Origin of the sequence: Actinomadura chokoriensis, assembly GCF_039529475.1 — a bacterium.
Classification (GTDB): domain Bacteria; phylum Actinomycetota; class Actinomycetes; order Streptosporangiales; family Streptosporangiaceae; genus Spirillospora; species Spirillospora bangladeshensis.
The window spans coordinates 17,308-43,602 of the sequence record NZ_BAAAMW010000029.1; the positions used below are offsets into that span (position 1 = coordinate 17,308).

20 protein-coding genes, 1 tRNA gene and 2 pseudogenes are annotated in these 26,295 nt (G+C 67.6%); 16 read left to right on the forward strand and 7 right to left on the reverse strand.

What is annotated here, in order from left to right; translation table 11 throughout:
- Position 1: 1 nt before the first annotated feature.
- From brxD to ABFX46_RS37745, 9 genes are all read left to right on the forward strand, one after another.
- Complete coding sequence (brxD, locus tag ABFX46_RS37705) at positions 2–1,315, forward strand: BREX system ATP-binding protein BrxD (protein ID WP_346048789.1); 1,314 nt, start codon at positions 2–4, stop codon at positions 1,313–1,315.
- Entirely contained in the window at positions 1,315–3,417 is a 2,103-nt protein-coding gene (locus ABFX46_RS37710; RefSeq protein WP_346048790.1) for a DEAD/DEAH box helicase, read from the forward strand. The genes brxD and ABFX46_RS37710 overlap by 1 nt, the downstream gene beginning before the upstream one ends.
- A gap of 128 nt (positions 3,418–3,545) precedes the next feature.
- A complete protein-coding gene (locus ABFX46_RS37715) occupies positions 3,546–7,631 on the forward strand; it encodes a HelD family protein (RefSeq protein ID WP_346048791.1) in 4,086 nt (1,361 codons plus the stop codon).
- Positions 7,632–7,918: 287 nt separating this feature from the next.
- Positions 7,919–8,416 carry a DUF6933 domain-containing protein gene (locus ABFX46_RS37720; protein WP_346048792.1) on the forward strand — a complete coding sequence of 166 codons (498 nt, stop codon included), beginning with the start codon at positions 7,919–7,921 and terminating at the stop codon, positions 8,414–8,416.
- An 803-nt stretch (positions 8,417–9,219) separates the two neighbouring features.
- A complete protein-coding gene (locus tag ABFX46_RS37725) occupies positions 9,220–9,924 on the forward strand; it encodes a hypothetical protein (RefSeq protein ID WP_346048793.1) in 705 nt (234 codons plus the stop codon).
- Entirely contained in the window at positions 9,914–11,035 is a 1,122-nt protein-coding gene (locus ABFX46_RS37730; RefSeq protein ID WP_346048794.1) for a helix-turn-helix domain-containing protein, read from the forward strand. Before ABFX46_RS37725 ends, ABFX46_RS37730 begins: the two co-directional genes overlap by 11 nt.
- An 85-nt stretch (positions 11,036–11,120) precedes the next feature.
- Complete coding sequence (locus tag ABFX46_RS37735; protein WP_346048795.1) at positions 11,121–12,014, forward strand: hypothetical protein; 894 nt, start codon at positions 11,121–11,123, stop codon at positions 12,012–12,014.
- Between the two features lie 796 nt (positions 12,015–12,810).
- Entirely contained in the window at positions 12,811–14,676 is a 1,866-nt protein-coding gene (locus tag ABFX46_RS37740; RefSeq protein WP_346048796.1) for a DUF262 domain-containing protein, read from the forward strand.
- 246 nt (positions 14,677–14,922) lie between these two features.
- Positions 14,923–15,034, forward strand: a tRNA-Lys gene (locus ABFX46_RS37745).
- 21 nt (positions 15,035–15,055) lie between these two features.
- Here ABFX46_RS37745 and ABFX46_RS37750 read toward each other — a convergent pair.
- Positions 15,056–15,823 carry a tyrosine-type recombinase/integrase gene (locus tag ABFX46_RS37750; protein WP_346048797.1) on the reverse strand — a complete coding sequence of 256 codons (768 nt, stop codon included), beginning with the start codon at positions 15,821–15,823 and terminating at the stop codon, positions 15,056–15,058.
- 396 nt (positions 15,824–16,219) lie between these two features.
- Here ABFX46_RS37750 and ABFX46_RS37755 point away from each other — a divergent pair, with 396 nt between their 5' ends.
- Both ABFX46_RS37755 and ABFX46_RS37760 read left to right on the forward strand, forming a co-directional pair.
- The gene (locus ABFX46_RS37755) at positions 16,220–16,660 is read left to right on the forward strand and encodes an IS30 family transposase (RefSeq protein ID WP_346048844.1); all 441 of its coding nucleotides are present in this window, start codon (positions 16,220–16,222) and stop codon (positions 16,658–16,660) included.
- Between the two features lie 306 nt (positions 16,661–16,966).
- Entirely contained in the window at positions 16,967–17,104 is a 138-nt protein-coding gene (locus ABFX46_RS37760; RefSeq protein WP_346048798.1) for a hypothetical protein, read from the forward strand.
- Between the two features lie 130 nt (positions 17,105–17,234).
- Here ABFX46_RS37760 and ABFX46_RS37765 read toward each other — a convergent pair whose 3' ends face one another.
- Positions 17,235–17,912: a VOC family protein gene (locus ABFX46_RS37765; RefSeq protein WP_346048799.1), complete on the reverse strand. Its 678-nt coding sequence runs from the start codon at positions 17,910–17,912 to the stop codon at positions 17,235–17,237.
- A 197-nt stretch (positions 17,913–18,109) separates the two neighbouring features.
- Here ABFX46_RS37765 and ABFX46_RS37770 point away from each other — a divergent pair.
- Positions 18,110–18,256, forward strand: a pseudogene (locus ABFX46_RS37770) (IS3-like element ISMyma3 family transposase); the annotation flags it as partial.
- Positions 18,257–18,770: 514 nt separating this feature from the next.
- On the opposite strand, the gene ABFX46_RS37775 reads toward ABFX46_RS37770, so the two are convergent.
- Positions 18,771–19,361, reverse strand: a complete 591-nt coding sequence (locus ABFX46_RS37775; protein WP_346048800.1) for a CGNR zinc finger domain-containing protein — start codon at positions 19,359–19,361, stop codon at positions 18,771–18,773.
- A 56-nt stretch (positions 19,362–19,417) separates the two neighbouring features.
- Between ABFX46_RS37775 and ABFX46_RS37780 the strand changes: the two genes are divergently transcribed.
- The gene (locus tag ABFX46_RS37780; RefSeq protein WP_346048801.1) at positions 19,418–20,695 is read left to right on the forward strand and encodes an MFS transporter; all 1,278 of its coding nucleotides are present in this window, start codon (positions 19,418–19,420) and stop codon (positions 20,693–20,695) included.
- A 31-nt stretch (positions 20,696–20,726) separates the two neighbouring features.
- Positions 20,727–21,164 carry a nuclear transport factor 2 family protein gene (locus tag ABFX46_RS37785; protein ID WP_346048802.1) on the forward strand — a complete coding sequence of 146 codons (438 nt, stop codon included), beginning with the start codon at positions 20,727–20,729 and terminating at the stop codon, positions 21,162–21,164.
- On the opposite strand, the gene ABFX46_RS37790 is transcribed toward ABFX46_RS37785, so the two are convergent.
- Entirely contained in the window at positions 21,103–22,866 is a 1,764-nt protein-coding gene (locus tag ABFX46_RS37790; RefSeq protein ID WP_346048803.1) for a SpoIIE family protein phosphatase, read from the reverse strand. The two genes, ABFX46_RS37785 and ABFX46_RS37790, sit on opposite strands and share 62 nt — an antisense overlap.
- A gap of 450 nt (positions 22,867–23,316) precedes the next feature.
- Between ABFX46_RS37790 and ABFX46_RS37795 the strand changes: the two genes are divergently transcribed.
- Positions 23,317–23,724: an STAS domain-containing protein gene (locus tag ABFX46_RS37795; protein ID WP_346048804.1), complete on the forward strand. Its 408-nt coding sequence runs from the start codon at positions 23,317–23,319 to the stop codon at positions 23,722–23,724.
- A 114-nt stretch (positions 23,725–23,838) separates the two neighbouring features.
- On the forward strand, positions 23,839–24,444 hold the full coding sequence (locus ABFX46_RS37800) for a GAF domain-containing protein (RefSeq protein WP_346048805.1): 606 nt from the start codon (positions 23,839–23,841) through the stop codon (positions 24,442–24,444).
- 236 nt (positions 24,445–24,680) lie between these two features.
- Here the strand turns inward: ABFX46_RS37800 and ABFX46_RS37805 are convergent.
- From ABFX46_RS37805 to ABFX46_RS37815, 3 genes and pseudogenes are all read right to left on the reverse strand, one after another.
- A pseudogene (locus ABFX46_RS37805) lies at positions 24,681–24,767 on the reverse strand (chaplin family protein); the annotation flags it as partial.
- Positions 24,764–25,744: an aldo/keto reductase gene (locus ABFX46_RS37810; protein WP_346048806.1), complete on the reverse strand. Its 981-nt coding sequence runs from the start codon at positions 25,742–25,744 to the stop codon at positions 24,764–24,766. The pseudogene ABFX46_RS37805 and the gene ABFX46_RS37810, both read right to left, overlap by 4 nt.
- 90 nt (positions 25,745–25,834) lie before the next feature.
- Positions 25,835–26,185 (reverse strand): hypothetical protein, encoded by a 351-nt coding sequence (locus tag ABFX46_RS37815; protein ID WP_346048807.1) that lies wholly within the window; start codon positions 26,183–26,185, stop codon positions 25,835–25,837.
- Positions 26,186–26,295 lie beyond the last annotated feature (110 nt).

Sequence of the window (26,295 nt, forward strand, 5' to 3'; positions counted from 1 at the left end):
TGTGAGCACCGCACGATCCGCCCAGGTCAGTGCCGCACGCCGGCGCGCCGTCATCGATGCTCTGCGTCGCGGCGCGGTGCCGGAGACCGGATTGGACCTGCTCGCCACTGGGCTCGACCGGTTCGAGGCCGCTCTCGACGCGGAGTTGGACGCGGTCGCGTCCGGTGGCTCGGTGTTCAAGGCCGTCCGCGGCGAGTACGGATCCGGCAAGACGTTCTTCACCCGGTGGCTCGGTGAACGCGCCAAACGCCGCAACTTCGCGGTCGCCGAGATCCAGATCTCCGAGACTGAGACGCCCCTGCACAAGGTGGAGACCGTCTACCGGAGGCTCGCCGAACGACTCACCACCTCCAGCTTCCCCCCGAGCGCGCTACGCCCCGTCGTCGACGCCTGGTTCTACGCGCTGGAAGAAGACGCCTTGGCCGCCGGTGCCACGGAGGAGGAACTGCCCGGCGAAGTGGACCGACTGCTGACCGCGCGGCTCGCGGAGGTGTCCCGGCAGGCGTCGGCGTTTGCAGCCGCGCTGCGCGGCTACCGGACGGCCCTCGCCGCCGGCGACGAGGCCACTGCCGCCGCCGTCCTGGCCTGGCTCGGAGGGCAACCACATGTCGCCGCCGCCGTCCGCCACAGCGCGGGAGTGAAAGGAAACCTCGACCACTTCGGCGCGCTCGGATTCCTGCAGGGACTCCTGACCGTGCTGCGCGACAGCGGACATCCCGGCTTGCTGGTGGTTCTCGACGAGGTCGAGACGCTGCAGCGCGTTCGCACAGACGTCCGGGAGAAAGCGCTCAACGCGCTGCGGCAGCTCATCGATGAGGTCTATGCGGGCCGGTTCCCCGGCCTGTACCTGGTCATCACCGGAACGCCTGCGTTTTACGACGGGCGGCAGGGCGTGCAGCGCCTCGCGCCACTCGCGCAGCGCCTCGCCACCGACTTCAGCACCGACCCGCGTTTCGACAATCCCCGGGCCGTCCAGGTCCGACTGCCCGGCTTCACCCTGGAGTCGTTGACCGGGCTCGGCATCACCATCCGCGACCTGTACGCCGGCGGCGCCGACGCCCCCGACCGGATAACGACGCTCGCCGACGACGCCTACATCACCGACCTCGCCCGCGCCGTCGGCGGCGCACTCGGCGGACAGGTCGGCGTCGCGCCCCGACTGTTCCTCAAGAAACTGGTCGGTGACGTTCTCGACCGCATCGACCAGTTCCCCGACTTCGCCCCCCGCGTCCACTACAAGCTCACCGTCTCCGGCGGCGAACTCACCGACGTGGAACGTAACCTCACAGCCGACGACATCGAGCTGGACGTGTGATGGACCGGCTGCACCCGGTCCTGCTGCACCACATCGTCAACACGCTCGGATGGCCGGACCTGCGCCCGCTGCAACGCCGGTCCATCGGCCCGATCCTCGACGGGGACGACGCGCTGTTGCTGGCCCCGACCGCAGGAGGCAAGACCGAGGCGGCGGTGTTCCCCGTCCTGACCGCCATGGCCGAACACCAGTGGACCGGTATCTCGGTGCTCTACCTGTGTCCGCTCAAGGCACTGCTCAATAACCTCGCGCCCCGCGTCGACCAGTACGCGCAGTGGCTCGGTCGGCGCGCCGGGCTCTGGCACGGCGACACCCGCGAGGCTGAGCGGCGCCGTATCCGCTTGGACCCGCCGGACATCCTGCTGACCACACCCGAGTCGCTGGAGTCCATGCTCATCAGCTACAAGACCGACCACGCCACCGTTCTCGGCACCATTCGCGCCGTGATCGTCGACGAGGTCCACGCCTTCGCCGGAGACGACCGCGGCTGGCATCTGCTCGCCGTCCTGGAACGCCTCACCCGCGTCACCGGCCAGCCCATCCAGCGGATCGGCCTGTCGGCCACCGTCGGCAACCCGCACCAGCTGCTGGCCTGGCTCCAAGGCGCGGGAGCCGGCACCCGGCCCGCCCGTGTCGTCGCCCCGGAGACCGCTTCGGCCCCGGCCTCCGCATCGCCTGCCGCGCGGATCGAACTGGACTACGTCGGATCCATCGACAACGCCGCCAAGGTCATCGCGTCCCTACACCGCGGCGAGAAACGCCTGGTGTTCTGCGACTCGCGAAGCCAGGTCGAACAGCTCGGCGCCGCCCTGCGGGCCCGCGACGTCACCACCTTCCTCTCCCACGCCTCCCTGTCTGCCGCCGAACGGCACCGCTCGGAACAGGCGTTCGCCGAGGCACGCGACTGCGTGATCGTCTCCACCTCCACCCTTGAGCTCGGCATCGATGTCGGCGACCTCGACCGCGTCATCCAGATCGACTCACCCGCCACCGTGGCGTCCTTTCTGCAGCGTCTGGGACGCACCGGCCGCCGCGCCGGCGCCGAACGCTCCTGCCTGTTCCTGGCCACCAAGGAACCCGCGCTCCTGCAATCGGCGGGACTGCTTACGCTGTGGGGGCGAGGATGGGTCGAGGACGTCGCCGCCCCGCCGATGCCGCGCCACCTGGTCGCGCAGCAGATCCTCGCCGCCGTACTCCAGGAACACCGGCTCGGAGACAGACTCTGGTCGAAGCAGTGGAACGACCTGGCGCCGTTCGACCGCTCCGCCGAACCGATCGTGCGCCACCTCGTCACCGAAGGCTTCCTCGACCAGGACGGCGGCATGCTGTTCATCGGACCCGAAGCCGAGAAACGCTTCGGCCACCGCCACTTCATGGACCTCACTGCGTCCTTCACCGCACCGCCGCAGTTCACCGTCCTGTCCGGGCGTGCCGAGATCGGCCGCACCGACCCGTCCGTCCTCACCGAGGACCGCCCCGGCCCGCGCCGCCTCCTGCTCGCCGGCCGCACCTGGCAGGTCACCTACATCGACTGGAAACGGCGCCGCTGCTTCGTCGAACCCGCCGAAGGCGGTGGCATCGCCAAATGGACCGCCGGCGGCATCGCCGGCCTGTCCTACGCCCTCACCCGCGCCATGCGCGACGTCCTGCTCGGCACCGACCCACCCATCACCCTCACCCACAGAGCCACCACGCGGCTCCAACAGATGCGGACCGAGAACGCACCCACATCGGTCCACCCGGCCGGCCTGGTCATCACCCGCGCGGGCACCGACGTGCGCTGGTGGACATGGGCGGGCTACCGCGCCAACGCCACCCTGACCGCGACGCTCTCCTCCGTGACCGACCAGGCCCAGCGCCCCACCGACCTATACGTGCGGCTCCGCGAAGACCTCACCCCCGACATGTGGAAAGCAGCACGCGCAGAAGCACCACTGGTGCTGCCGGACGTCGACCCCCGAGCCGTCCGCGGCCTGAAGTTCTCCGCCGCCCTCCCCGCCCACCTGGCGGTCGCAACTGTGGCCGCCCGCCTCGCCGACCTCGACAGCGCAGAGAAGGTCCTCGGCGAAGCCACTTGCTTCACCGCTCTCCAGCGCTCCTGACCAGTCGCAAGACCATATTCAGGTCAAGCTCAGTTTCGGTAATATCCCAAGGTCGTCCGACATCGCGTAAACAGCTTCGTTACTACCCGTGCGCAAGCTTTAACGATGTCTGGAGAGTTGGAGGCTGAGTGGGCACCGTCGACCGTCGAGAAATCCTCAAGAAGGAGCAGGCCGCCGTCACGCACGTGTACGAGTGCCTGGACCTACAGATTTCGACTGCCGCCTCTCATGCCTCTCCGAAGCGCTGGGGACAGGACTGCCCAGAATCCGGCACGTCCTTCATCCCCGACGTCCCGCCGGAGTTGCAGCGAACCGCGATCGACAGCGGGGGTGGAGCGCTGGTTGTCATGCGCGTCGACGTCGAGGACGAAGCTGTAGCGGAACGAGAAACCTTCTACATCGGTCGGCGCACGGTCAAGGACCCGGCCGACGACCGGCGGCTGGTCATCAACTGGTCGAGTCCTGCTGCGATCCGCTGGCAGATGGCGCAGCCCAGCGATCCTGGCGAGGTCCGGCTACGGCGACGGCTCCGGTGCGCTGGCCGCATTGTGACCGACTACGCCGACGACATCGTCAGTGCACCATCTCGACCGCAAGAAACAGCAGACGTGACTGGCCCAGCCCCTGCACCGCTTGCGAGCGCCCCAGTAGAGACCACGGCTGGTTCGATGGAGGATTTCCTGCTCGCAGACCTCCTCCGGGCACGCGACGGTCGCATGCGCGACATCGTTGAGACGATCCAGCGTGAGCAGCTCGCCTTGGTCGCCAACGAACACGAAGGCGTCCTCGTGGTTCAGGGCGGTCCGGGTACCGGCAAGACCGCTGTAGGCCTACATCGTGTGGCGTGGCTGCTCAATCCCGACAACAAGCGCTACACCGCAGCTGAGGTTCTTGTCATCGGCCCGCACAAGGGCTTCCTCGACTACGTCGGCAACGTGCTGCCCCAGCTTGGCGTCGAGAAGGTCCGCAGCATCGTGCTCGACAAACTCTGGGACGAAGGCAGCGTCACCGACTCCCTCGAGGTTCGTCGAATCAAGTCTAGCGAGCGGATGGCCGAAGTCTTGCGTCGCGCGGTGCACAACACCGTCGATTTCGACGCGCTCAACTCATACGAGAGCGACGTCTTCGAGGTCCGCCGCCCGGGCGCTGTACTGCGGATCCCCTGCTCGCAGATCGAGGAAATCGTCCGGCAGGCGATCGACGGACCGGGCACATTCCGCGCCCAACGCCAACGCGCCATCGACAGCATCATCGACCAACTTATCGTTGCCGATCACCGGATCTCCGCAAACGTCGACAATAAAATCAGAGGAAGGCTCCGCAGCACTTCTGAAGTCAAGTCCTTGATGAAAAAGCTGTGGCCCGAACGATCGTCACGGCAGATCCTCAAGCAGCTGCTCACGAGCAAGAAAGTTCTCGACGCGGCAGCCGACCAGATTCTGACCGACGACGAGCGTGAACTTCTTATCGAGGCGCCGAACCGCGCCTGGTCGGCTGAGGACCATGTATGCCGCGAGGAGATCGAGTATCTACTCACGGGCGAGGTCCCCCGACGGTATCGCCACGTGGTCATCGACGAAGCACAGGACCTGACGCCTATGCAGGCGCGCTCCATCGCGCGCCGATGCCCGAGCGGCTCCATGACCGTACTCGGAGACCTCACTCAGGCCACGGGGCCGCACACTTATGCCTCATGGCAGGAGCTTGCACAGATTCTCGCTGCTCAACGAGGCTGGCTCCTCACCGAACTGAAGATCGGCTACCGAGTCCCTGGGGAGGTGATGGATCTGGTCGCCCCGTTGGCCGCGCACCTCTCTCCGAACACAGCCTTTCCTGCATCGTTCCGAGAGAAAGACGGGACCAGCGTCACGGTTATCCCATCCAACCCATGGCAACTCGTCGAAGATGCGGTCGAGCAGGCGATCAGCCTCGGCGAAACCGATGGAGACCGTCCACGCTCGATCGCCTTGATCGTGCCAGATGACGACAGCTGCCTCGACCAAGTCAAGCGTCGCATCGAGACTACACAAGTCGATGGAACCGAATCCGCCACAGGCATTACCGTGATTCCCGCCAGACTGGCTAAAGGCCTGGAATTCGATCACGTCGTCGTTCTGGAACCCGCCTCGATCGCGAACCTGGATCACGCGGGTCTGCACCGCCTCTACGTTGCCCTTACCCGATGCACCCAGTCACTCACCCTCGTCCATACCTCTCCGCTCCCCGCCGAACTAAGCCCTGAACCAGACACCCCAACCACAGACCATCAGGACACCGCTGAACGTCAGTGCAACCGCTTCCACGCCAACGGCAAACGGTGCAAGCACCGCACCTCCGAAGCTGACGGCTGGTGCCGCATCGACGGGTGTGAGGGTTTCCTCAGGCCCACACCGGTGAACCGATCGCCTCATTACCGGACGCTCCACCTTGCCCCTGACGCGGACCTGTCCGCCAAGCTGAACCTACCCGCAGACGCACACACATCAATCAACGTCACCTGGGCGGCACGCACTCAGTTCACGCAGTTGCACGGCGGCGACGAGCAGACGGCCGAAGCCGAGATCAGGAACATGCTGCGGGTATTCCTGAACACCGCCCGCCACGCCCGACAAGTCGATGGCTACTGGCTCCTGGACCTGGAGGGCTACCGACTGGTCCTCGCCCCCGAAGGAAATGCCGTCACTGCTTACCGGTCCGGACATCTCGACCGAACCTACTTTCAGTTCGCAGCCGGCGTGCCATCACGGGTCAGCAGGAAAGACAAAGCGGCCACGCGATCGGCGGTGGGCACGAGACCGCGCCCCGGGATGCCTCTCGATAATCCCGAATCCATCCGGAACAACGACGCCAGCACCCTCTTCTTTACCGCAAGGGCCTGCGAGTCCTTCGACAAACTCGTGCCGGAGAGTCGAACGCTTCTCGCCGACGAGTTTGATGCCGCGATCCGCGAGCGACTCAGCCTCGACCTTCAGCGCGGCCGCCTCCTCATGCGAGACCACGACATTCTCCTGACCGGAGAGGAATTTATCTGGAGTTTCTCTCTCGACGGCCGGGTCGTTACTTCCCTGCAGCCACTCAAGTGGGGCGATCTATCCACCGACATCCACGGTTCCACCGCCAACTCCACTCACATCCTGGGCGACCTCACAACGCTCCTCGGTGAATGGGTGGAAGGCCGAGCAGGAAAGGAGATTGCTCCGCACCATTTCGAGTTCGACCCGGCCACTCCCCTTCCCGCTCCTGCCGCATTGGTCCTGCGCCACGGGGATCCACGGCCCGCTCCAGGCGCTGAGGTTCGCGCCTGGGTCGTGCGAGGCAACTCCGACAAGTTGATCGTTTCACGGAACCCATTCGGACGTTTGCCGGTTTCCGATGCGATGCGCGGGCGTTACGCCGCAGCATTGACGGTCTTCGAAGAAGTAGGCGATGGCGGCAGCGTCGACATACCGGAGCGGCTGTCCGATCTGAAAGGGATGGCTAACCGCTGCCTGCGTGCCGACCAGAAAGACTGGCTAAGCGTATTCGAGCTACTGGGACGGCCTGAGCGCCCGCACCTGCAAACGCTAGCCCGTCTCGCACAATTCGCACGCGAGGCCCACAAGTCAGGAAACCAAGCCGAGCTGACCAAAATCCTTGCCGAGTTGAACGCTTCTGGATGGGCACGTCAACTCCCCATCGCTCACAAGCGACTTCAAGCAAAATATTCCCACGAAACAGAAGAGCGAAACGACGTCGAAGTCGACCTCAAGCCGAATACCCCGGCCGTCGACTCGACTAAGATGGCCAATGAATACCTCGATCTACTTAAATCGGAGGTGGGAGAGGACCGCGAGGACGACCTCCACGAACGCCTTCGCAACGAGCTTCTTGTTCGGCTCCTAAGAGCAGGGCACTCCCCGGACGAATCATCACCGATAGCTGACATCATCCTGCGAGGGCCTACTGAAACGGTGGTGTACGAAGTACTGGGAGTGAATGGCGAATCTTTCAGGTGCATGAGAGCCGGAGCCATGCGGCTTAAGGAAGTCGTGCATGCCCTCGACTCTAAAGTGGACAGCTCTGTGCTGGTCCTCCCGCGCCCTCCCGTCGAGGAATGGGCGGTCAGTGAACTATCCGCGATTTTCAACCTCACCGTCATCTGGCGAACGCCCCAAGGATGGAGCGATCAAGCTTCTCCCTCGTCCGGTAGGGATGTCGATGGGCTCGCAACATGATTCGGGACGGAGCGCTGCCCCTGCTGACAACTCCGACACGCCTGCGGCGTTCTCGCGAGTCGTAGTTCCGTGACCGACATGCTTCGTAGGGCTGACGCGTTACCACCATGGTGGGAAGGCGTCAGCCCTACCGCTTGGGTGCTCTGCGATCACCTCACCTCACTTGACGACGCACTCGAGGTACAGGACGCCTCGGCATACCTCCCCACACAGGCGCTTTTCGCCGCATTCGGCAGCACGCAGGATGCGGCGGGCACACGCTGAACGGGCTGAGCGACAATGGGTTGATGCTCCTGGTGCGCGCAACCAAGAAGCTCCTCAACCGTATCGGCCAGCCCGACCTCGACGACGAGGAGCCCGACACGCTGCTCGGGCAGTGGTACGCCACCGTCCTGTTCTGGCGCCCCCAGGTCGCCCTGTTCGTCAACGAGTCGACACTGCTGCCCATCCTGATCCCGCTGGCACCATCCGCCGACCTGCTGCGCAGGTTCCCCGCGCATGTCGCCGCCGTCCTCGCCGAGCACGGCGCGCCCCAGACAGTCATCGACGACGAGACGCAGCGAATGCGTGAGGTCCGCGTCGGTAAGACCGCCAACCGCAGTGTCACCGGCATCCTGAACGAGTTCACCCGGCTCGCCCCCTACTACCGGGACGGCGACCCGGAACTGCCGGAACTCGCCCATCGCCTAGCGGCCGTCCCCTGCAGCCCCCTCCACAAGCGCCACATCTGCCCCGACCGCGAATTCGCCGCCCTGCTGCGCTCCCTCACCTCCACGAGCGACTGAAGCAGCCACCGGCCTCCCGGCCGAACCACCCGCGTCGGCGTCCGGCGGCGCATCCGTCAAGCGATCACCATCTTCCGGTGTGTGAACGGCAGCATCGACGGGCGTCCGTCGAAGGGAGATCATTCCTCCCGGTGGGCAGGGACGATGGTGAAGGACCTCCCGCCGGTGACCGGATCACATGCACGTACCGAGTTCGACGAGACCTGGCTCCTCGCGCCGCGCCGTTGACACCGACGACGACGTCAGCGCGACAGCAAATGGAAGGCCGTGATCGTCATCTCGGTCGATCTCGTCGCCGGCAGCGTCACAGTGTTCGCGCTCGGCCGCTGGTCGAGAGAGGCCGAGCGTCCGCAGTTCCAAGCCGCGAAAACAGGGGCACCTCCTGGCTCTCTCTCCCGCGAACGGAGCCGACCCGCTCCCCCCGCGCGCGTCTCCTCAAGCCTCGCCTACCCCGGCGGACGATCGGAGATCACCCCCCGGCGGCGGGGCGCCTCGACCGATCTGCACCCCAAGACCGAGACAGGGAGTGCCACCGCCGGTTCCCTCACGACCCCACCCGCCAGGCGGCATGCAGCGCCGCCCTGCACAGCTACTTCGCTCAGTGATCCCGCGCTATCGGTGACCGTCACCGGCGCCTACCCACGGCGAACGGCCGGTGATGGACAGCTGTTGATCACTGGGCACGGCTGGAGGTTGCTCGCTTCAGCACAAAGCTGAAGTACATGTGCGCGAAACGCGTGCCATACTGAAGTCGCCGTCCTTGCCGAATCCGCGGCTCCGGACGCGGATTCAGGAGGTCCACGATGGTCTCGCTATCGCCCGCCGAAGCTCTCGGCTCGCATGCTCCCGGTGTCCGCGACCTGCTCGTCGAGGTCGTCCGGTCCAGGCACGACAGGGAGGCCGAGGCGCACTTGGCCAAGGGATCGCGCTACTCGATGGGATTCGGCAGCCAGTGGCGCGATCTTCTCGACGACGCGCTGGAGGCCCTGGCCGACCGGGGTTACCAGTCGCACAAGCTGGCACCCGCGGGCTATGAGCTCCCCGTGGTCAACGACAGTCTGATCTACGTTTGGCGGGTGCCGGGCACTCCCGACGCGGTGAGCCGGTTCGCGTCGAGCCCCACGCGGAAGAACGGCTTCTGTGCCCGGCCACCCGACCCGATGCTGTTCGAGCTGGGTTTTGGGAACGAGCCCGAGTCGGACGACGAGGCCTCGGGCGAGGCCGAGAAGGTGAAGGTCGAGCACCTGGTGAGGGTGGTCGGCGATTCGATGCCCGTCGTGCTCGTCATGGTCCACTCCTCGCCGCGGCAGCTGCAGTCGATCGAGTGGGCGGTCGCCGATCTTGACGACGAGGGCAAGGTCAAGCTGCACGGGCACGAGGCCATCTGGGAGCCGGAACTTATCGCGGCCGACGCGACGTCGGACGGCGGGTCGTTCGACAGCGGCACCCCGGTTCCGCCCGCCGTCGAGCCGCGGAAGCAGGAGGGCACGGATCCGGATGCGCGATGAAACCCCGGGCCTGTTCGACATCTCCGGCTCCGGGCAGAGGCACGGCCGTTTCGAGCCGGCGAGGCTGACGCAGGCCCGCGTCCGCCGCTCGGTGACCAAAACGGACCTGGCCACCGAGGTGGGCGTTTCCGCTGCCGCGATCGGCCAGTACGAGGCTGGTGTCAATTCGCCACGCGCCGACGTGCTCGAGCGCTTGGCAAAGGCGCTGGACGTCCGGCCGGGCTTCTTCAGCGTCGGACGACCCCTGGCCCGCATCGAAACCGTGAACGCGCACTTCCGGAGCCTGCGGTCGGCCCGCGTGAGTGATCGTCAGAAGGCGCTGGCCACGGCGACGCTGGTGTGGGAGCTGACGTTCGCACTCGAGCGACACGTCAGGCTCCCCGAGACCGACCTCCCAGAGATCCGCCCCCGCAGCTCACCCGCCGAGGCAGCTGCCCTCCTGCGTCGGCACTGGGGCCTACCCGACGGCCCGGTCAAACACCTTGCCGCCACGGCCGAGTCTCACGGCATCGTGTTGACAGTGCGACCTCTCGGCGAAATCGACGCCGTCGATGCTTTCTCCGTCATCATCGTCGACCGTCCGATCATCATCACGACGCCGCGGCGGACCGAGAACGTGTTCAAGCACCGGTTCTCGATCGCGCACGAGATCGGGCACTTGCTGCTGCACGCCGACTCCGGCGAGCACAGTGCGGCCATCGAGAAGGAGGCCGACGAGTTCGCCGCGGCTTTCCTCACCCCTGCCGCGTCCATGGACGCGGTCCTCCCGCAGCGGCTCGACCTGGCGGCACTGGACCGGCTCGGCCGCACGTGGGGCGTCTCGCCAACGTCGCTGGTCCGCCGAATGGTCGAGCGCGGTCGCACCACCGAGTCGTCGGCACGCCGGGCCTACCAGCGCCTGTCAATGGTTTACGACGCCAAGGCGGACCCGACCAGCGCCTACCCCGGCGAAGTGCCGACGCTGCTGAGGAAAGCCGCGGAGCTCGCCGGCGACCATGGCGCGCCGGTGCCCGTGCTCGCCGAGGCCCTGAAGATCAGCGCCGCGCAGGTGCGCGACCTGCTGGGCGAGGCCGACGAGCGCCCGGTGCTGCGTCTCGTCGACAGCGACTGACGACCTCGCTCCCTACAGCGCAGCGACCCACTGGCACCGCCCTGGCCACGGCGCTCACCATCGACAACCAGAAGGATCCTGACTCATGGCCTATCCCACCCTGGCGCTCCACTTGCTCATCTCGGCACCCGGGGACGTGCCCATCGAGGACATGGCGGTCATCCGAAAGACGATCAGCCAGTGGAACCTCAACCTTGGCCGCCATGTTGGTCTCACCGTGCTTCCCGTGTCCTGGACCGAGCACGCCGTCGCTGAGTTCGGCGAACGGCCGCAGGCCATCCTCAACCAGCAGATCGTCGAAGAAGCCGATCTTGCCGTGGCGCTCTTCTACGACCGCCTGGGAACGCCGACCGGCGAGGCCGAGTCGGGCACGGCCGAGGAGATCAAGGTCCTCGTCGATGCCGGGAAGTCGGTGGCCGTCCTCGTGAACTCGACCCCGCGTCCGCCCTTGAACGGCGCGGCGCTGGGCGAGCGGCAGCGGCTCAACTCCTATTTGGAGGAACTGCGCAAGTCCGCCCTCGTTTTCGAGTACGCGAACGAGGGAGTCCTCGTCGGCCACCTCAACAACTTCCTCAGCCGAGCAACTGCGCAGTTCCAGCAGTCTGTTGAGGCGTCGAAGGACGAGGAGCCTGAGGGACCGGACGCCTTCGAGGGAGTGTGGCCGCGTGCGGAGGTGCGCGAGAGCGTGAAGACCGATAGCAAGGGGCGCGTGAGGACCCAGCGGCACTGGTCTTTGGTGCTCCACAACACCTCTCGCGGTCCGGCCTCCAACGTCGACTTCTCGTTCGAGAACCTCCCGGACGACGCACTTTTCCGTGTGCACCGGGGGGCCGGACCGCTCGGCACCATCCCGCCCGGCCAGGAGGCACGGTTCCCCCTGCTACTCGCCATGGGATCGCCGAGCGCCGTTGACTGTGTGGTGACCTGGACCGACGCTGCAGGCAATGCTCGGCAGACGAGGGCGACCGTCCGCACGTGACCCTATGGGGTGCGGATACTCGGTTCGCCTGCTGAGCTTCGCTGGTCCGTCAAGCGCTCCGGCTCCCACCCTTCGTGCCCCAGGCGCTCTTGCCCCTCCCGTTTGCGCTTATCTCGTTGAGGCTCCCAGCGTTCGTGCGACTTCCGAACGGTCGCTTGGCCGCCCGAATCATCCTGTTGCGCGTGCGGAGGGGTTGTATGAGACAGGAGGCCAGAGGGCAACCCGATGTCGATGATCACGGCCAACTGGCATCTTCCTCGGCCTATCTCTTTCATCTTGCCCCTTCCGGTCATCCGTATCTCCGATCGTCGCCTTCTGGAGCCCAAATGTAATACCGCCGGCTCACACGGGTTGCAGGGATGGGTGATCCTTGAACTCGTTGGGTTGGCTCGGACAGGACGACAGGCAGCGCAAGAGCACCGCTGCACCACACCGTGATCGAGACTGGTTCCGGGGTGCTGGGGATGATCGACTTGGCCGTGCGACAGGGCAGGTCTGGGGCGAGCCTCCGGCACTACATGATCGCCAGGCAGGCGAGAGCCCGCGCGAGAAGGATTTCGGCGTCTCGAAGGTGGCTCACACATGCTCACCTCGGAGGCATGTGAGCGATTTGTCGAGTGGCATGTCGACGAGTTGGCGGTGCGCGAGCTGCGCTTCATCCGGCATGACGACGGCAGCCGAATCAAGCGACCACGGCGCCTCGGAGATCGACACCGAGTGAACCGATTTTCTGCGTTCGTCGCCTGCAAGTGTCTGTGTCTACCGGTACCGTCCCTCAGGAGAGGAGGAGACGCACATGGTCGATGCGACGAATAGGATCGACGGAAGGCCCCGCAGCGTTCGCGGACTACTCGAAGGCAACAAGTACAGGCTGGACTACTACCAACGCGAGTACGCGTGGGGACGTAAGCAGATCGCCGAGCTCATCGAGGACCTCGAAGCCAAGTTCCGAGGCAGCTACGATGAGTCCCACGAGCGCTCAGAGGTCGAAGACTACCCCCAGTACTTCCTCGGCTCGGTCATCATCAGCCACAGAGAGAAGAAGCGCTACATCGTCGACGGCCAGCAGCGACTCACGTCGCTGACCCTCCTCCTCGTCCATCTGTACCACCTGGCCAAGGACGTGGACGGGGTGACGCCGGTCACCAACCTGATCTTTTCCGAGAGGTTCGGCAAGCGCTCCTTCAATCTCGAGGTCGACGTCGTGGATCGCGAGCAGGCAATGGAAGCCCTGTTCAAGGGGGTCGCCTTCGAGACCCATAGCGACTCGCCGTCGGTCCGGACGCTGCTCGCCCGTTACGAGGACATCAAAGAACTCTTCCCCGATACCCTCACCGGCCATGCCTTGCCGTACTTCGTTGACTGGCTGCTCGACAACGTCTCGCTGATCGAGATCACCGCCTACAACGACGACGACGCCTACACGATCTTCGAGACCATGAACGACCGGGGCCTGTCCCTCACCCCGACCGACATGCTCAAGGGTTTCCTGCTAGCCCACATCAACGGCGACGACGCGAAGGCGAAGGCAGACGCGACCTGGAAGAAGACCGTCGAGCGGCTCGTCCAGCAGGGCGGCAAGGACACCGCCGCCGACTTCATCAAGGCTTGGCTGCGGGCCAAGTACGCCACCAGCATCCGTGAGCGCAAGAAGGACGCCGTCCCGCGCGACTGGGACCGGATCGGCACTGAGTTCCACAACTGGCTCCGCAACAACCGCGAGGCCGCGGGCTTGACGTCGTCGGCTCCCGCCGCCGAGTTCACCCAGCCATACGCCGAGTTCATCCACAGCCACTTCGCCGCCTACAGCAGACATTACCTGAGCATCCTAGACGCGACATTGAAGCCGGTCCCAGGCCGGGAGGCGATCTTTTACAACGCACACAACGACTTCACACTGCAGTTTCCGCTGATCCTGGCGCCGATCGAGATCATCGACAGCGCCACCGAAGTCGACATGAAGATGCGCCTGGTAGCGGACTTCCTCGACATCTACTGCGCTCGCCGCATAGTCAACTATCGCCAGATCGGCTATTCGGCGATGTCGTACACGATGTTCAACCTGCTCCGCGAGATCCGTGGACTGAGCGTCGAGCAGCTCGCCACGGTCCTCAAGAGGCGCCTGCAAGACCAGCCCGAGTCCTTCGCCGGGATCAGCGACTACCGGTTGCACCAGATGAACCGTCCGCAGGTCCGCTACATCCTCGCCCGGCTCACCGCACACATCGAGGCCGAATGCGGAGTCGAGTCCGACTTCGTCACCTACGTCTCCAGTAAAATCAAGAAGCCGTTCGAAATAGAACACATCTGGGCTGACGACTACCAAAGGTTCAAGGACGTGTTCGCCTCACCTCAGGACTTCTCGTTCACTCGCAACCGGCTCGGCGGCCTCATCCTGCTCCCCCGCGGATTCAATCAGTCCCTGGGAGCGAACGACTTCAAGGCCAAGGTCAGCCACTACTACGGTCAGAACCTGCTCGCGAAGACGCTGTCGCCGCAGTGCTACCAGAACAATCCCAGCTTCATCGCGTACGCCACTAGCAGTGGTCTGCCGTTCAAACCGTACGAGAACGAGTTCACCAAGGACGCTCTAGACGAGCGACAGGATCTCTACCGCCGCATCGCCGAACAGGTCTGGAGCCCGCGTAGGCTCGACGTATAGAAGATCCACGTCATCGCCCAGGTAGCGGGGCAGGCGCAGCCGTCCGGTCTCCGTTAGCGAGGGTTCTGTGGGGCATGAAGGCCTCTTGGGCGCCTACGCTTACCGAAAGCTTCGCCCTTACAGGTCGGCGGCGAGGAGCCCCCAGCGACGAGAAGTCATCGGGTCCCCGTGCCCATGTCGGCTCGTTGTCGGCTCGGCGGTTCCGAAACGAATCGATACGCGGCGACATCGAGCAACATGGAAATGGGGCTGGATGCGGACAGGCCAGCATAGAATGACACTGAAAGGACCGTGCTGATACAACATTTTCGGACTTTTAATCCGTAGGTTGTGGGTTCGAGTCCCACGCGACCCACCACCCCACCAGGGCAAACACGCTCTACGCCGCGCATGGTCGATCATGCCTGGGCCGGGCTGGGCCACCCTGGGGCCCGTCATACTCCCAGGCCGAGCCCAACACCCCCGTGTCCGCCCAATCCTCGCGGCGGGCAAGGCCATTCCCGCGCCGAGCTGCTCGCAGCCGCCGCGTCTCCGGTATGCGGTTAGTCCCTTCGTCGGTCGACGGTCGAGGCGGGGAGCGGATGCTCTCGATTACGCCGCAGACGCGTGTTGTCGCGCGAACCCGGACAGCAGGCCGAGCCGCATGCGGGGCCACGCCGGGTTCGGGGCGCGGGGCGGTCGACCGGCGCCGTACCAGGCCCGCCCGGGTACGACTCGCCGCCGGCCGTCGACGCCGGACCGGAGCACTGCCCCGGCGCCGGGCGGTGCCCAGCACCACACCAGCCGTGGGGAGCAGGTACGCGGCGGTCTTCTCCACGGCGGTGGGCGCGACCTCGGGTAGCACCGAGGTGTAAGTGTCGGCGGTCAGCACGATGCTGGAATGCCCCAACATCTCCTGCACCACCTTCAACTGGACCCCGGCCGCCACCCACAGCGTGGCCGTGCCGTGGCGTAGGTCGTGCAACCGGATCGGCGGCACGTCGTGCTCGGCGATCAGTTTCTGGAACACGTGGGTGAGCCGACCCGGGGCGACCGGGTCACTATTGAGGTTGGTGAACACATACCCGCTGTCGCGATAGCCGTCGCCGTCGGCGGCCGCTTCGGCATGCTGCTTTGAGCGGTGCGTGCGTAGCACCGCGATTGTCATGATCCAGCGCAATCACGCGGGTGCTGTGCACAGGCTTGGGCGGGCACACGATCAGCCGCCCATCTCTCCGTTGCAACTGCCGGCAGATCACTGCGGTGCCCTCGTCCAAGTCGACATCGCACCAACGCAGCCCGGCAGCCTCACCGCGGCGCAGCTCGCGGAACGCGATACGGCTTCAGATGCGCCTGACACGGTGTTGCCCTGGCACCGCGGCCTTCTCCGGTGTCGCCACGCTGCCGGGTCCGGGCCGAAGCGGACGGGTGCCGGGTCTGGTCCAGGGTCCGGTCTGGAAGGAGTGCGCCGCGGCGGGCGTTGTGGGTGATGTGGCCACTGCGATGGAACGCCTGATCGCCGATCGCGCCAAGACTCTGGAGGCTTGGCCGTGCCCCGTCCACGATCAGCCGGGAGGTGCGCCGCAACCGCGACCCGCGCACCGGCAGGCACCGGCCCTTCCACGCCCAGCGGCGCGCGGCCGTGCGGCGGGTGCGGTCCAATCAGGACGAGATCCGACGCGACGCGGAGCTGAAAGAGTTCATCCAGGACCACCTGGACCAGCGATGGTGCCCAGAGCAGATCAGGCAGGTCCTGCGCACCACCTTCCCCGACGAGCCAGACCGGCACCTGGCGCACGAGACCATCTACCAGGCGATCTACCTGCCCGCACCGCAGCGGCCTGAAAGCGCAGAGCCGACACGTTGCGCACCTTCCGGCAGGCCCGCGCGCCGACGCCGGCGCGTCGACCGGCGCGCCACCCGCTTCATCGACCCCGGCACGCTCATCGGGCAGCGACCCGCCGATGTCGACGACCGCCAAGTGCCCGGCCACTGGGAAAGGTGACCTCATCGTTGGCCGAGGTAACCGACCCGCGATCGGAACCTTGGTCGACCGCACCACCCGGTGCGTCAAACTGCTGCACCTGCCCGCCGGACGCACCGCCGAACACGTCCGCGACGCACTCCTGCACGCCTCCGCTGACCTGCCCACGGCCTCGCCCGCTCGCTGACGGGGGTCAGGGCGGCGAGATGTGCCGTCACGACGAATCACCCGCGCCGGCAGTATCCCGGTCTGCTCCTGCGGACCGGCCAGCCCCTGGCAGTGCGGCTCGAACGAGAACACGAACGGACTACTGCGCCAGTACTTCCGATGGGCACCGACCTGTCCGTCTACACAGACGAGGACCTCGCCGCCGTCGCCACCGAACTCAACAACCGGCCGCGCAAGATCCTCGGCTGGCAAACCCCCACCGAGTTCTTCGCTAAGCTCCTCGCAACAGTCGAATGATCGCGTGTGGCGACAGATTCTGGAATCCGCCGGATGATTCTTTGCCCCACTTGGTAATTCCGGCGTGCTTGATCACGAATGACCTCTGCCCTCAACCGAGTCGAGAGACAGTCCTTGTTCGAGGATCGGGTTATCCCTGGTAGAGGTCGATGTGGTTGCCGCCCGGGTCCATGACGATTGATGATCGCGGCTTCCAGGGCGTGTCGATCGGTGACTCGATCTCGACGGCGCCCGCGGCGAGCGCCCGTGCGTGTGCGGCGTCGAGGTCGTCGACGAGCAGTCCGAATTTGGTCGGGCCGCCGGACCAGGGGTGCCGCTCGGCGTTGGCGATGGTCAAGAGAAAGAAGTCGTCGTCGGGGTAGGTGCCGAACTGCAGTGAGTTGATCTCTTGGTGGTAGGAGGCGTCGAACGCGTTGCGATAGAAGGCGATCGAGGTCTGTGGCTCATCGGCCACGATGGTGACCTGGGTGATGCGTTTGGTGTTCACTGGTATCCCTTTCTCGAGGTAGTGATCGACGGTTTCGATGAGCTGTGTCAGCGAGTCGGCCTGGGCCTGTAGGTGTTCACGGTGCTCGGCGAGCACGGTGTCGAGGCCGCGTTCGTGAACCGCTCGCATCGCATCAACGGGCATTCGGAGGCGGCGCAGTGCGGCGTAGAGGCGCGCCTGGCTGATCTGGTCCTGCCCGTAGCGGCGGTATCCGGTGTCAGGGTCGACATAGGCCGGTGGGAGAAGCCCGACGTCATCGTAGTGCCGCAAGGCAGTGATCGACAGACCGGTAACGAGTGAGAAGCTCCCGATGCTCAGCACGAGACCATTCTGCGAGTCTCAGGCCACCCGAGAGTCAAGCCGCCGACTGCTGACCATGACACAACTGGCTCCACCGGCCTCGGTGGGCGGGCCATCGGCGCTCCCTCGCTCGGAGCGCGCTCAGCTTCCCGCCACAATTCTCATGTGTGAAGCACCCCGGGTCGGGAGAGGCTCGATTCCCTGAGCAGGATCGAGTCATGGCACGTCAGTCCCCTTATCCGCCTGAGCTGCGCGGGCGGGCTGTCCGGATGGTCGTCGAGGTGCGTCCGGACTGTCCCAGCGAATGGTCGGCGATGAAGGCCGTCGCGACCAGACTGGGTGTCGAGCATGCCGAGACGGTGCGGTCCTAGGTGCGTCAAGCCGAGCATGACGAACGGCTCAAAACCGAGATCATCCGGGTCTATGTCGAAAAATACCGGGTGTATGGCACATGCAAGGTTTGGCGGCAGCGTTGGCGCCGCCGCGCTGCTGGAGCAGGCGTTGCACGGCGGGCACCGGCTGGGCTCCTATGTGGCGGTGGGACTGGTGACGGGCCTGCGCACCGAGGAACTACGGGTTCTGCGCTGGCGTCAGGTCGATCTGGACGCCGGGACGGTGCTGGTCACGCGGGCGGACCGATTCGGCGGCGACACCAAAACCACCGGCAGCCGGAGCGGGCTGCGGCTGGCCGACCTCGCTGTGCGCGCTCCTGCTCACCGCTCAGACCGTCCAGGCCGCCGACAAACGCGCACAAGTCCGCCCGCACCCGCGGCAAGACCGCGACCATGATGCGCGTGTTGCGCGAGCACGACACCGGTACTGCCGCAACGACCGTTTGATCGCCGGACGTCGCAACTCGGCGATACGCCCGCCGATCCGCTACTGGTGGTTCTGCGCTTCCTCGCGAGTCGGCCCGGTGAGGCGGGCGCGGCGGTGGGCCGCGACGCGTTCGCGGGTGGCGCATCGTCGGGAGCAGTAGCGGCGTTCAGGTCCGCTGCCTTGGGCGATGAACACGTTCTGGCAGCTGGGCGATGAGCAGATCCGGCCGGGTGGCCGCTGCCGGTCCCAGACCAGGACGGTCAGGGCCATGCAGGACGAGGCGAGGAGCCACTGGCCCCAGGGAGCGTCGTCGTCGTGATCGAGGTGCGGATGCCAGGGCGTGCCGGCGTTGTGCGAGGTCAGGCGGAGCGGCCCGGTGTGTTCCCGCAGGAGGCGGTTGAGGGCGGTGGCGGCAGCGTCGACATGCTCGGCGGCGAAGACGTCGCGCAGCAGGACGGCGGCCGCGCGCATCTCGGTGACATCGGCGGCGGTGAGCCCGCCCGGCACGGATTCGCCGTAGGTGCCGAGTACGTCGGCGACGGCCGCCGGGTCAGGGCGGTCGCCGGTCAGGGCGTTGATCAGGGCGACGGCCCGCCGGGCCATGGTCAGCACGGAATGGCGGGTGGACCAGTCGCCGGTATCGGGTTCCACGTACCCAATGTAACGCATATTGATGTTTTTTGAGTTACATCCGTATCGTTGCGCCGGTGAAGCGGCGCTACTCGTTGTACTCGTACCTCGCCGGAGCGGTGGCCGCCCGTCTCGGGGACGACATGTCTGGGCCGGCGCTGATGCTGGCGGGATTCGCCTTGACCGGGTCGACCACGGCCGCGTCGTCGCTCCTCGCGGGCATCACGGTCTCCGCCGCGGTCGGGGGGCCGGTACTCGGCGCACTTCTGGACCGAGCGGGACGGCCGGGCCGCATGCTGGCCGCAGCGATCGCGCTGTACGCGGCGGGCCTGGTCCTGATCCCGCTGGGGCTCGGTCATGCCCCGTTCACGGTCATCATCGTGATCGCCGTGGTGACCGGGCTGCTGGGACCGGCCCTGTCGGGTGGGTGGACCGCCCAGCTTCCCCGCGTGGTGACCGGCGACCGCCTGCCCCGAGCGAACGCGCTCGATGCCATGACCTTCAGCGCGGCAAGCCTGGTCGGCCCGGCTCTCACCGGCGTCGCGGCGGAAGCGCTGGGAGCGCCGACGGCCGTAGTGGTCTGCGCCGTGCTCATCGCCTCGGCCCTGCCCGCCGCGTGGAGAGTCCCCGCCCACCCCGCTCGGGCGCCGGACGTCCGGCCGGCCCCACTGATCAGAGACCTTGCTGCGGGAATGCGCGTCATCGCCGAGAAACGCCCTCTGGCGCGAGCGACCCTCGTCTCGGTGGTGTGCTGCACCGCGCAGGGCATGCTGACCGCCTGCCTCCCTTTGCTCGGTGAGCGTGTCCTGGGCGGAGCGAGCCAGGGAGTGATGCTCCTGTCCTGCTCGGCGATCTCCGCCCTGGCGGCCAACGCCCTGCTGGCGCGGTTTCCGCGCGCCATCGCCCCCGACACGATCCTCTGGGTCAGCGCGCTGGTCCAGGCCGCCGCGTTGGCCTTGGCCACTGCGGGACGACCGGCCGCGCTGATCGTGGCCCTCGTCGCCACCGGGATCGGCCAGGGCCCCCAGTTGGTCGCCCTGTTCGCCGTCCGTCACCGAGAGGCCCCGGAGAACCTGCGCGGCCAGATCTTCACCACCGGCGCCAGCTTGAAGATCACCGGATTCGCCGTGGGAGCCGCGATCGCCGGGCCGCTCGCGGCCTGGTCCCTGCCCGGCGCCCTGACACTCGCATCAGTCCTCGCGGTCGTGGCAGTCCTGGCATCTCTCGCCATTCCCCTCGGAGACGTCGATACCTGGACGGAGAGGCCAGCGGACGTGTTCGACGCTGAGGATGATCTCGCCCGGCGTTCCGACCGGCGGCCCGACAGCCGCCGGGCGGGTCGATGGGGCCGTTGACCGGAAATGAGAACGCGTTACAGTTTCTGCCATGACCGCAGTCACTTGGGACGCGCCCGACGGTGACCACCCTGCGCGCCGGGCGGTACGCGCGGCGATGGCCGCGGCCGCCGGCGGGCGCAAGCGGGAGTGGCTCGCGCTGTTCGGTCCGGACGCCGTCATCGAGGATCCCGTCGGCCCTTCGATGCTCGATCCCGAAGGCAAGGGGCACCGGGGGCCGGACGGGATCGAGCGGTTCTGGGACGAGAACATCGCCCGGGTGCGCGAGTTCCGCTTCCGGGTGAGCGACTCGTTCGCCAACGGACCCGCCTGCGCCAACGTCGTCACCATCACCGCGACGCTGGACGGCGGGACCACCATGACGATCGACTGCCTGACCGTCTACACGGTCGATGAGGACGGCCTGATCACCTCGTTCCGCGCCCACTGGGAACCGGATCGAGTGATGGCCACCCTGACCTCGCCGTAGGGATGCGGAGGGCGAGGAGCGCGACGTCGTCCTCGCCGCTGGGCTCTATGCGCTCCAGGAGCTGGTCGCACAGATCGGGCAGGGGAAGCTGGGCCAGGTGGGAACCGTGGCGGCGGAGGCTGGTGAGGCGGTCGGACAGGTCGCTGTCGTGGGTCTCGATGAGGCCGTCGGTGTAGAGCAGCAGGGTGGACAGGGCCGGCAGGATACGGGCGCCGTCGGGGCGGGTCCCGGTGAGGTCGGGGTCGCCCAGGAGCATTCCGTGCTCGTCCAGGAAATGCGTGCCGCCGTCACCGGTGATCAGGAGCGGGGGCGGGTGGCCGGCGTTGCACCAGCGCAGCCGCCACCGCCCGCCGGGGGCCTCTTCGACGCGGCCGAACACACCGGTGGCCAGGTCGGCGTCACTGACGCCGGCCATGACACCGTCCAGACGGGCCAGCACGGTGCTCGGCGACGCGGTCGTGTCCCAGGCCAGGGCTCGGAGCATGTTGCGGACCTGGGCCATGCGGGCCGCAGCCTGCAGGTCGTGGCCCACGATGTCCCCGATGACCACTCCGAGGGCGCCATCGGGCAGCGTGAAGGCGTCGTACCAGTCGCCGCCGATCCAGCTGACTCGGGCCGCGGGCACGTACCGGGCCTCCAGCCGCAGCTCGCCCGGCTGCGGCAGAGGGGTGAGGAGGTTGCGCTGCATCGCCTCGGCGGTGTTGCGCTGCTCGGCGTACAGGCGGGCGTTGGCCAGGACCAGGCCGGTGCGGCGCGCGACGTCCTCGACGACGAGCCGGTCGTCCGGCCCGTAGCCGTGCCCTGGGCGGGAGTAGCCGAGTGTCAGCGCGCCGTAGGTCTCACCTCGGGCGGCCAGCGGAGCGATGATCGCGCTTTGGGCGTCCATGACCTGGAAGAGTTCGCGCTGGGCGGCGTCCAGCGGTTCGTCGGAGCGCACGTCGGCTTCGCCTCTGACCACGACCGCCGTGCCACCGCGCAACACCTGGGCCAGCGGTCCCCGGGGCACGCGCGGGAGCGGCGGAAGCGGCCCCTCGAGCCCGGCGATATCGGCGGCGGACAGTTCGTGGTGCGTCGCGGCCACCCGCTCCACACGGCCGTCGGGAACCAGCAGATCGACCTCGGCCCAATCCCCCAACGCGGGAACCACGAGCCGGACCAGCCGCCGTAGTGCCTCCTGCTCGTTCAGTGTGGACGACAGCACCGTCGTGATCTCGGCGACCAGCCGCAACCGGGAGTTGGCCCGCCGCACTCGCGCCATCTGCTCGCGCCGCTCGCGCTCGGCCTCGACCCGGTCGGCGGCGTCCTGGAAGACGATGACCAGCCCGGCCACCGCCCCGCCCGCGGGCCGGGCACGGCCCGGGTCCCCGGTGTAGATCGGCGCCGACGACCAGGAGCACGTCATCAGCCGCCCGTCCCGGTGGGCGAAACGCTGGCCGTCCCCGTGATCGGGAACGCCGGTGCGCAAGCCGCGCAGGAGACGGCAGTCCCGTTCGGGCGGGACGCGCCCGTCGGCGTCCCGGTGCAGAAGCCGGTGCATCGGCCTGCCCAGCACCTCGTCGCGGGTGTAGCCGAGCAGTTCCCCGGCCCGCGGGTTCCACGCCGTGATCCGGCCATGCTCGTCGGTCGCCAGGACCCCGGAGTTCATCGCCTCCACCAAGCGATCATGAATGGCGCCCAGCCGATCGTCCACCTGCCCGGTCATGCACATCCCTCCGATCGGACTCCAGCCCCATTCCCCCCGGCACACCCCGGACACTCCGCGCGCGAGCCGTCCATCAGACAGGCGCCCTGGTCAAGGCCCGAAAGGGAGGCACCGCCCGGACGGCCCCCGCCGCCGGCGTCTTCCTGCTCGTCTGGGTCTTCCGGACCGGCGGGCCGCGCGGCGGCCGAAGCCGGCGCCATCAGAGCGATTCGCCGCCCCTAGGCCGTCCATCGTTCCAGTACCGGACGCGGAGGAAGGGCGCCGAACGGAGTCCGCGAGCGTCCAGGCTCGCCTCTGCGGCCGAGGCCCGGCGATGCCTCACGCACAGCGCGATGGCAAGGCGGGCGCGTAGACTCGTCGGTGACGAGGGTCTTCTCGATGCGGGCGGCCAAGCCCGCATCCCCTGGTTTCTCCACACTCGGGCGCTTCAGCCCAGACAGGTCCGGCGCCATGACGCCGCAACACCACCTCGTCCAAACGGCCGGCCACTCCGCCGAACCCATCGGCCTGACCCTTGGACGGCTCGACGACCGAACCGTCATCGCCATCAGCGGCGATCTCGACGCCACCTCCACCCCGTACCTGCGGGAACGCCTGTACGCCGCGCTGCGGGACTGCGGCGCCCACGTGACCGTCGACCTGTCGGACGTGACAGCCTGCGACGCGTCCGGACTGGCGATGCTCGTCGGCGCGCACCGACGGGCCGAAGCGACCGGCACCACCCTGACCCTCGCCCGCCTTCGCCCACAGCCGGCTCATCTGCTGCTGGCCACCGGGCTGCACCGCGTGTTCATGGTCGGTTCCTCCGCCACCGACCCCCAGGACGCGACTCCGGACATCCGGTCGACCGCGGCCTGACCGCGCGCAGGCGCGCACACGCACCGAACCGGGCCACGGCCAGAGCGGATCCGCGGCCCGCGACCCTCAAGGCCCGGCCACCACCCGGCCGCAGAAGAGAGCGGGGATGACGACATGACCGGCGACGAACTACCGGCGACCGTCTGGGGCCCGGCGGGCATGTCCCGGGGCGCGGCCGACCAGCGGCGGCTGACCGCCTCGTTCGACCTGATGGCGGCGGTCCTGAACGGGGCCGCCCTGCCCAGTCTGCTGAAGCTCGTGACCGAGCGGGCCCGCTCCATGGCAGGCGTTCCACTGGCGTTCATCGCCCTGCCCGCGGAAGAGGCCCACACCCTGCGGATCGATGTCGCGGTCGGCGCCGGCAGCGACCGGATACGCGGGCTGACGGTCCGGCGCGGGCGCTCCATGCTCGGCCGGGCGTTCAGTTCCCGCCGGGCCCTGTCGGCGCGAATCGTCAACGATCAGACGCTCAGCACCCTGCCGGCCGGGCCGATCCTGATCCTGCCGCTGGACAACGGCGAGGCCACCCGCGGAGTCCTCGCCGTCCTCGCACGGCCCAACGCCGAGCCGTTCAGCCCGTCCACCGCCCGCCAACTACTGCTGTTCGCCGACACCGCCGCCCGCCTGGTCCAACTCGCCGAAGACCGGCGCACAAGCACGCCGCCGGACAGCCCGTGCGCACCCATCATCGCCCTCCGCCCCCCACCCACACGAAGTTGACACGACCGGGCGGAAACCAAAGCGCGTGACCTGCTGCGGATCCTGGCCCGGTACTCCCCCAGTCCATCCCCGCATCCTGCTGGACGGCCCGAACCAACTTCAGGAGTTGGGAAGCCGCGCCGCCGCTGCCGTAGGCAACCCTCGGCAAGCTCGCCGCCTACACCGTGATCACCCTGGACACCGAGACCGTCGCCGTGCACCGTGCTGGCTGAATCCAACGTAAAGCTGATGATGTTCCCGCAGGCGTTGACCGGTACATGCACCGGAGCCTGAACGGTTCTTCCGCTGAGGACGCCTGGCGCCTTGACCCCCTCCCGTCTCACTGGTCGATCAGGCCGAGGCCGTGGTCGCCGTATCGGGCTCCTTGGGCTCCGGTGGCGGGGACGGCGGCGTCGATGGCCTTGAGGTCGGACGCGGTCAGGTGCAGGTCGAGGGCGGCCAGGTTGTCGCGCAGGTGGGGGCGGCGCGAGCTACCGGGGATGGGGATGACGTCGCCGCCGCGGGTGAGGAGCCAGGCGAGGGCGACTTGGGCGGGGGTGGCGTTCTTGGTGGCGGCGAGGCCGGTGATGGCGTCGACGATGGCCAGGTTGGCCTTGAGGTCGTCGCCGTTGTAGCGGGGGGCGGTGGCGCGGAAGTCGCCGCTGTCATAGCGCGTGGCGGCGCGGACGGCTCCGGTGAGCAGGCCGCGACCGAGTGGGCTGTAGGCGACCAGTGCGGCGCCGAGGTCCCGGAGCGTGGGCAGGATGTCGTCCTCGACATGGCGTTCCCACAGTGAGTACTCAGTCTGGACGGCGCTGATCGGGTGGACGGCATGGGCGCGGCGGAGCGTGCCGGCCGCGACCTCGGACAGGCCGATGGAGCCCACCTTGCCTTGGGCGACCAGTTCGGCCAGGGCGCCGACCGATTCCTCGACGGGGACGGCGGGGTCGACGCGGGCGAGGTAGTACAGGTCGATGCGGTCGGTGCGGAGCCGGCGCAGGGACGCTTCGCAGGCGCGGCGCAGATCGTCGGGTGAGCCGGCGGGGACCAGCCCTCGGGCGGTGCGCCGGACGCCCGTCTTGGTGGCCAGCACGGCGCGGTCGCGGTGCGGGGCGAGCACCCGGCCGAGCAGTTCCTCGTTCGCGCCGTCGCCGTAGAAGTCGCCGGTGTCGACGAGGGTGACGCCGGAGTCGAGGGCTTCCAGCAGGGTGGCCGCGGCCTCCTGCGGATCGGCCGGGCCGTAGGCGCCGGTCATGCTCATGCAGCCCAGACCGAGCCGGGAGACGTCGGGGCCGCCGGTCCCGAGAGTGGTGGTGTGCATCGTTCCTCCGTCACATTTCCAGCGCGGAGCGGAGGAACTCGAAGATCTCCGCTCGGGCGGCCGGGGCCTGCGGTTCCACCCCTGGCAGGGTCAGGAACGCGTGCCGCGCTCCCGGGTACTCGGTGAGTCGCACGGACGTCCCGGCCGTCCGCAGCCGCTCGGCACGCCTCCGTGGACATGGACGACCAGTGGCAGATCGGTCGCGGCCTCGCTGGCGCCCGCCGGCACCGGCCGGTACACCCGCACCGGAAGGTCGCGGCCCGGCAGCGCGACGTCCCGCCACTCGATCGCGGCCCCGGGGTCCGGCTCCCCAAGGACCGCCCGTGCCGCGCTGGACGCCCGCCAGCCGTTCTCCGCCTCGCGGTAGGAGATCAGTTCCTCGGTCGTCATCGCCGAGAAATCCGGCTCCGGCGGCCGTTCCACGGCAGTGACGTCACTCATGTCTCCCTCTCTCCCATCTCCTCGCCCGTCCCCTCAGCGGGCAGGCGTCCTCATTATGCACGCGGTGCGTGCAACAGCAAGTGCATAGGCTAGGCTGGACGCCGCTGGGA

Bases quoted from the DNA above. Each gene is read 5' to 3' on its own strand.
- ABFX46_RS37760 (WP_346048798.1), top strand. From the start codon at position 16,967: ATGGGCACCGACCTGTCCGTCTACACAGACGAGGACCTCGCCGCCGTC.
- ABFX46_RS37730 (WP_346048794.1), top strand. From the start codon at position 9,914: ATGCGCGATGAAACCCCGGGCCTGTTCGACATCTCCGGCTCCGGGCAG.
- ABFX46_RS37785 (WP_346048802.1), top strand. From the start codon at position 20,727: ATGACCGCAGTCACTTGGGACGCGCCCGACGGTGACCACCCTGCGCGC.
- ABFX46_RS37800 (WP_346048805.1), top strand. From the start codon at position 23,839: ATGACCGGCGACGAACTACCGGCGACCGTCTGGGGCCCGGCGGGCATG.
- ABFX46_RS37810 (WP_346048806.1), bottom strand. From the start codon at position 25,744: ATGCACACCACCACTCTCGGGACCGGCGGCCCCGACGTCTCCCGGCTC.
- ABFX46_RS37720 (WP_346048792.1), top strand. From the start codon at position 7,919: ATGCTCCTGGTGCGCGCAACCAAGAAGCTCCTCAACCGTATCGGCCAG.
- ABFX46_RS37725 (WP_346048793.1), top strand. From the start codon at position 9,220: ATGGTCTCGCTATCGCCCGCCGAAGCTCTCGGCTCGCATGCTCCCGGT.
- ABFX46_RS37735 (WP_346048795.1), top strand. From the start codon at position 11,121: ATGGCCTATCCCACCCTGGCGCTCCACTTGCTCATCTCGGCACCCGGG.
- ABFX46_RS37710 (WP_346048790.1), top strand. From the start codon at position 1,315: ATGGACCGGCTGCACCCGGTCCTGCTGCACCACATCGTCAACACGCTC.
- ABFX46_RS37795 (WP_346048804.1), top strand. From the start codon at position 23,317: ATGACGCCGCAACACCACCTCGTCCAAACGGCCGGCCACTCCGCCGAA.
- ABFX46_RS37790 (WP_346048803.1), bottom strand. From the start codon at position 22,866: ATGACCGGGCAGGTGGACGATCGGCTGGGCGCCATTCATGATCGCTTG.
- ABFX46_RS37750 (WP_346048797.1), bottom strand. From the start codon at position 15,823: ATGACAATCGCGGTGCTACGCACGCACCGCTCAAAGCAGCATGCCGAA.
- ABFX46_RS37815 (WP_346048807.1), bottom strand. From the start codon at position 26,185: ATGAGTGACGTCACTGCCGTGGAACGGCCGCCGGAGCCGGATTTCTCG.
- ABFX46_RS37740 (WP_346048796.1), top strand. From the start codon at position 12,811: ATGGTCGATGCGACGAATAGGATCGACGGAAGGCCCCGCAGCGTTCGC.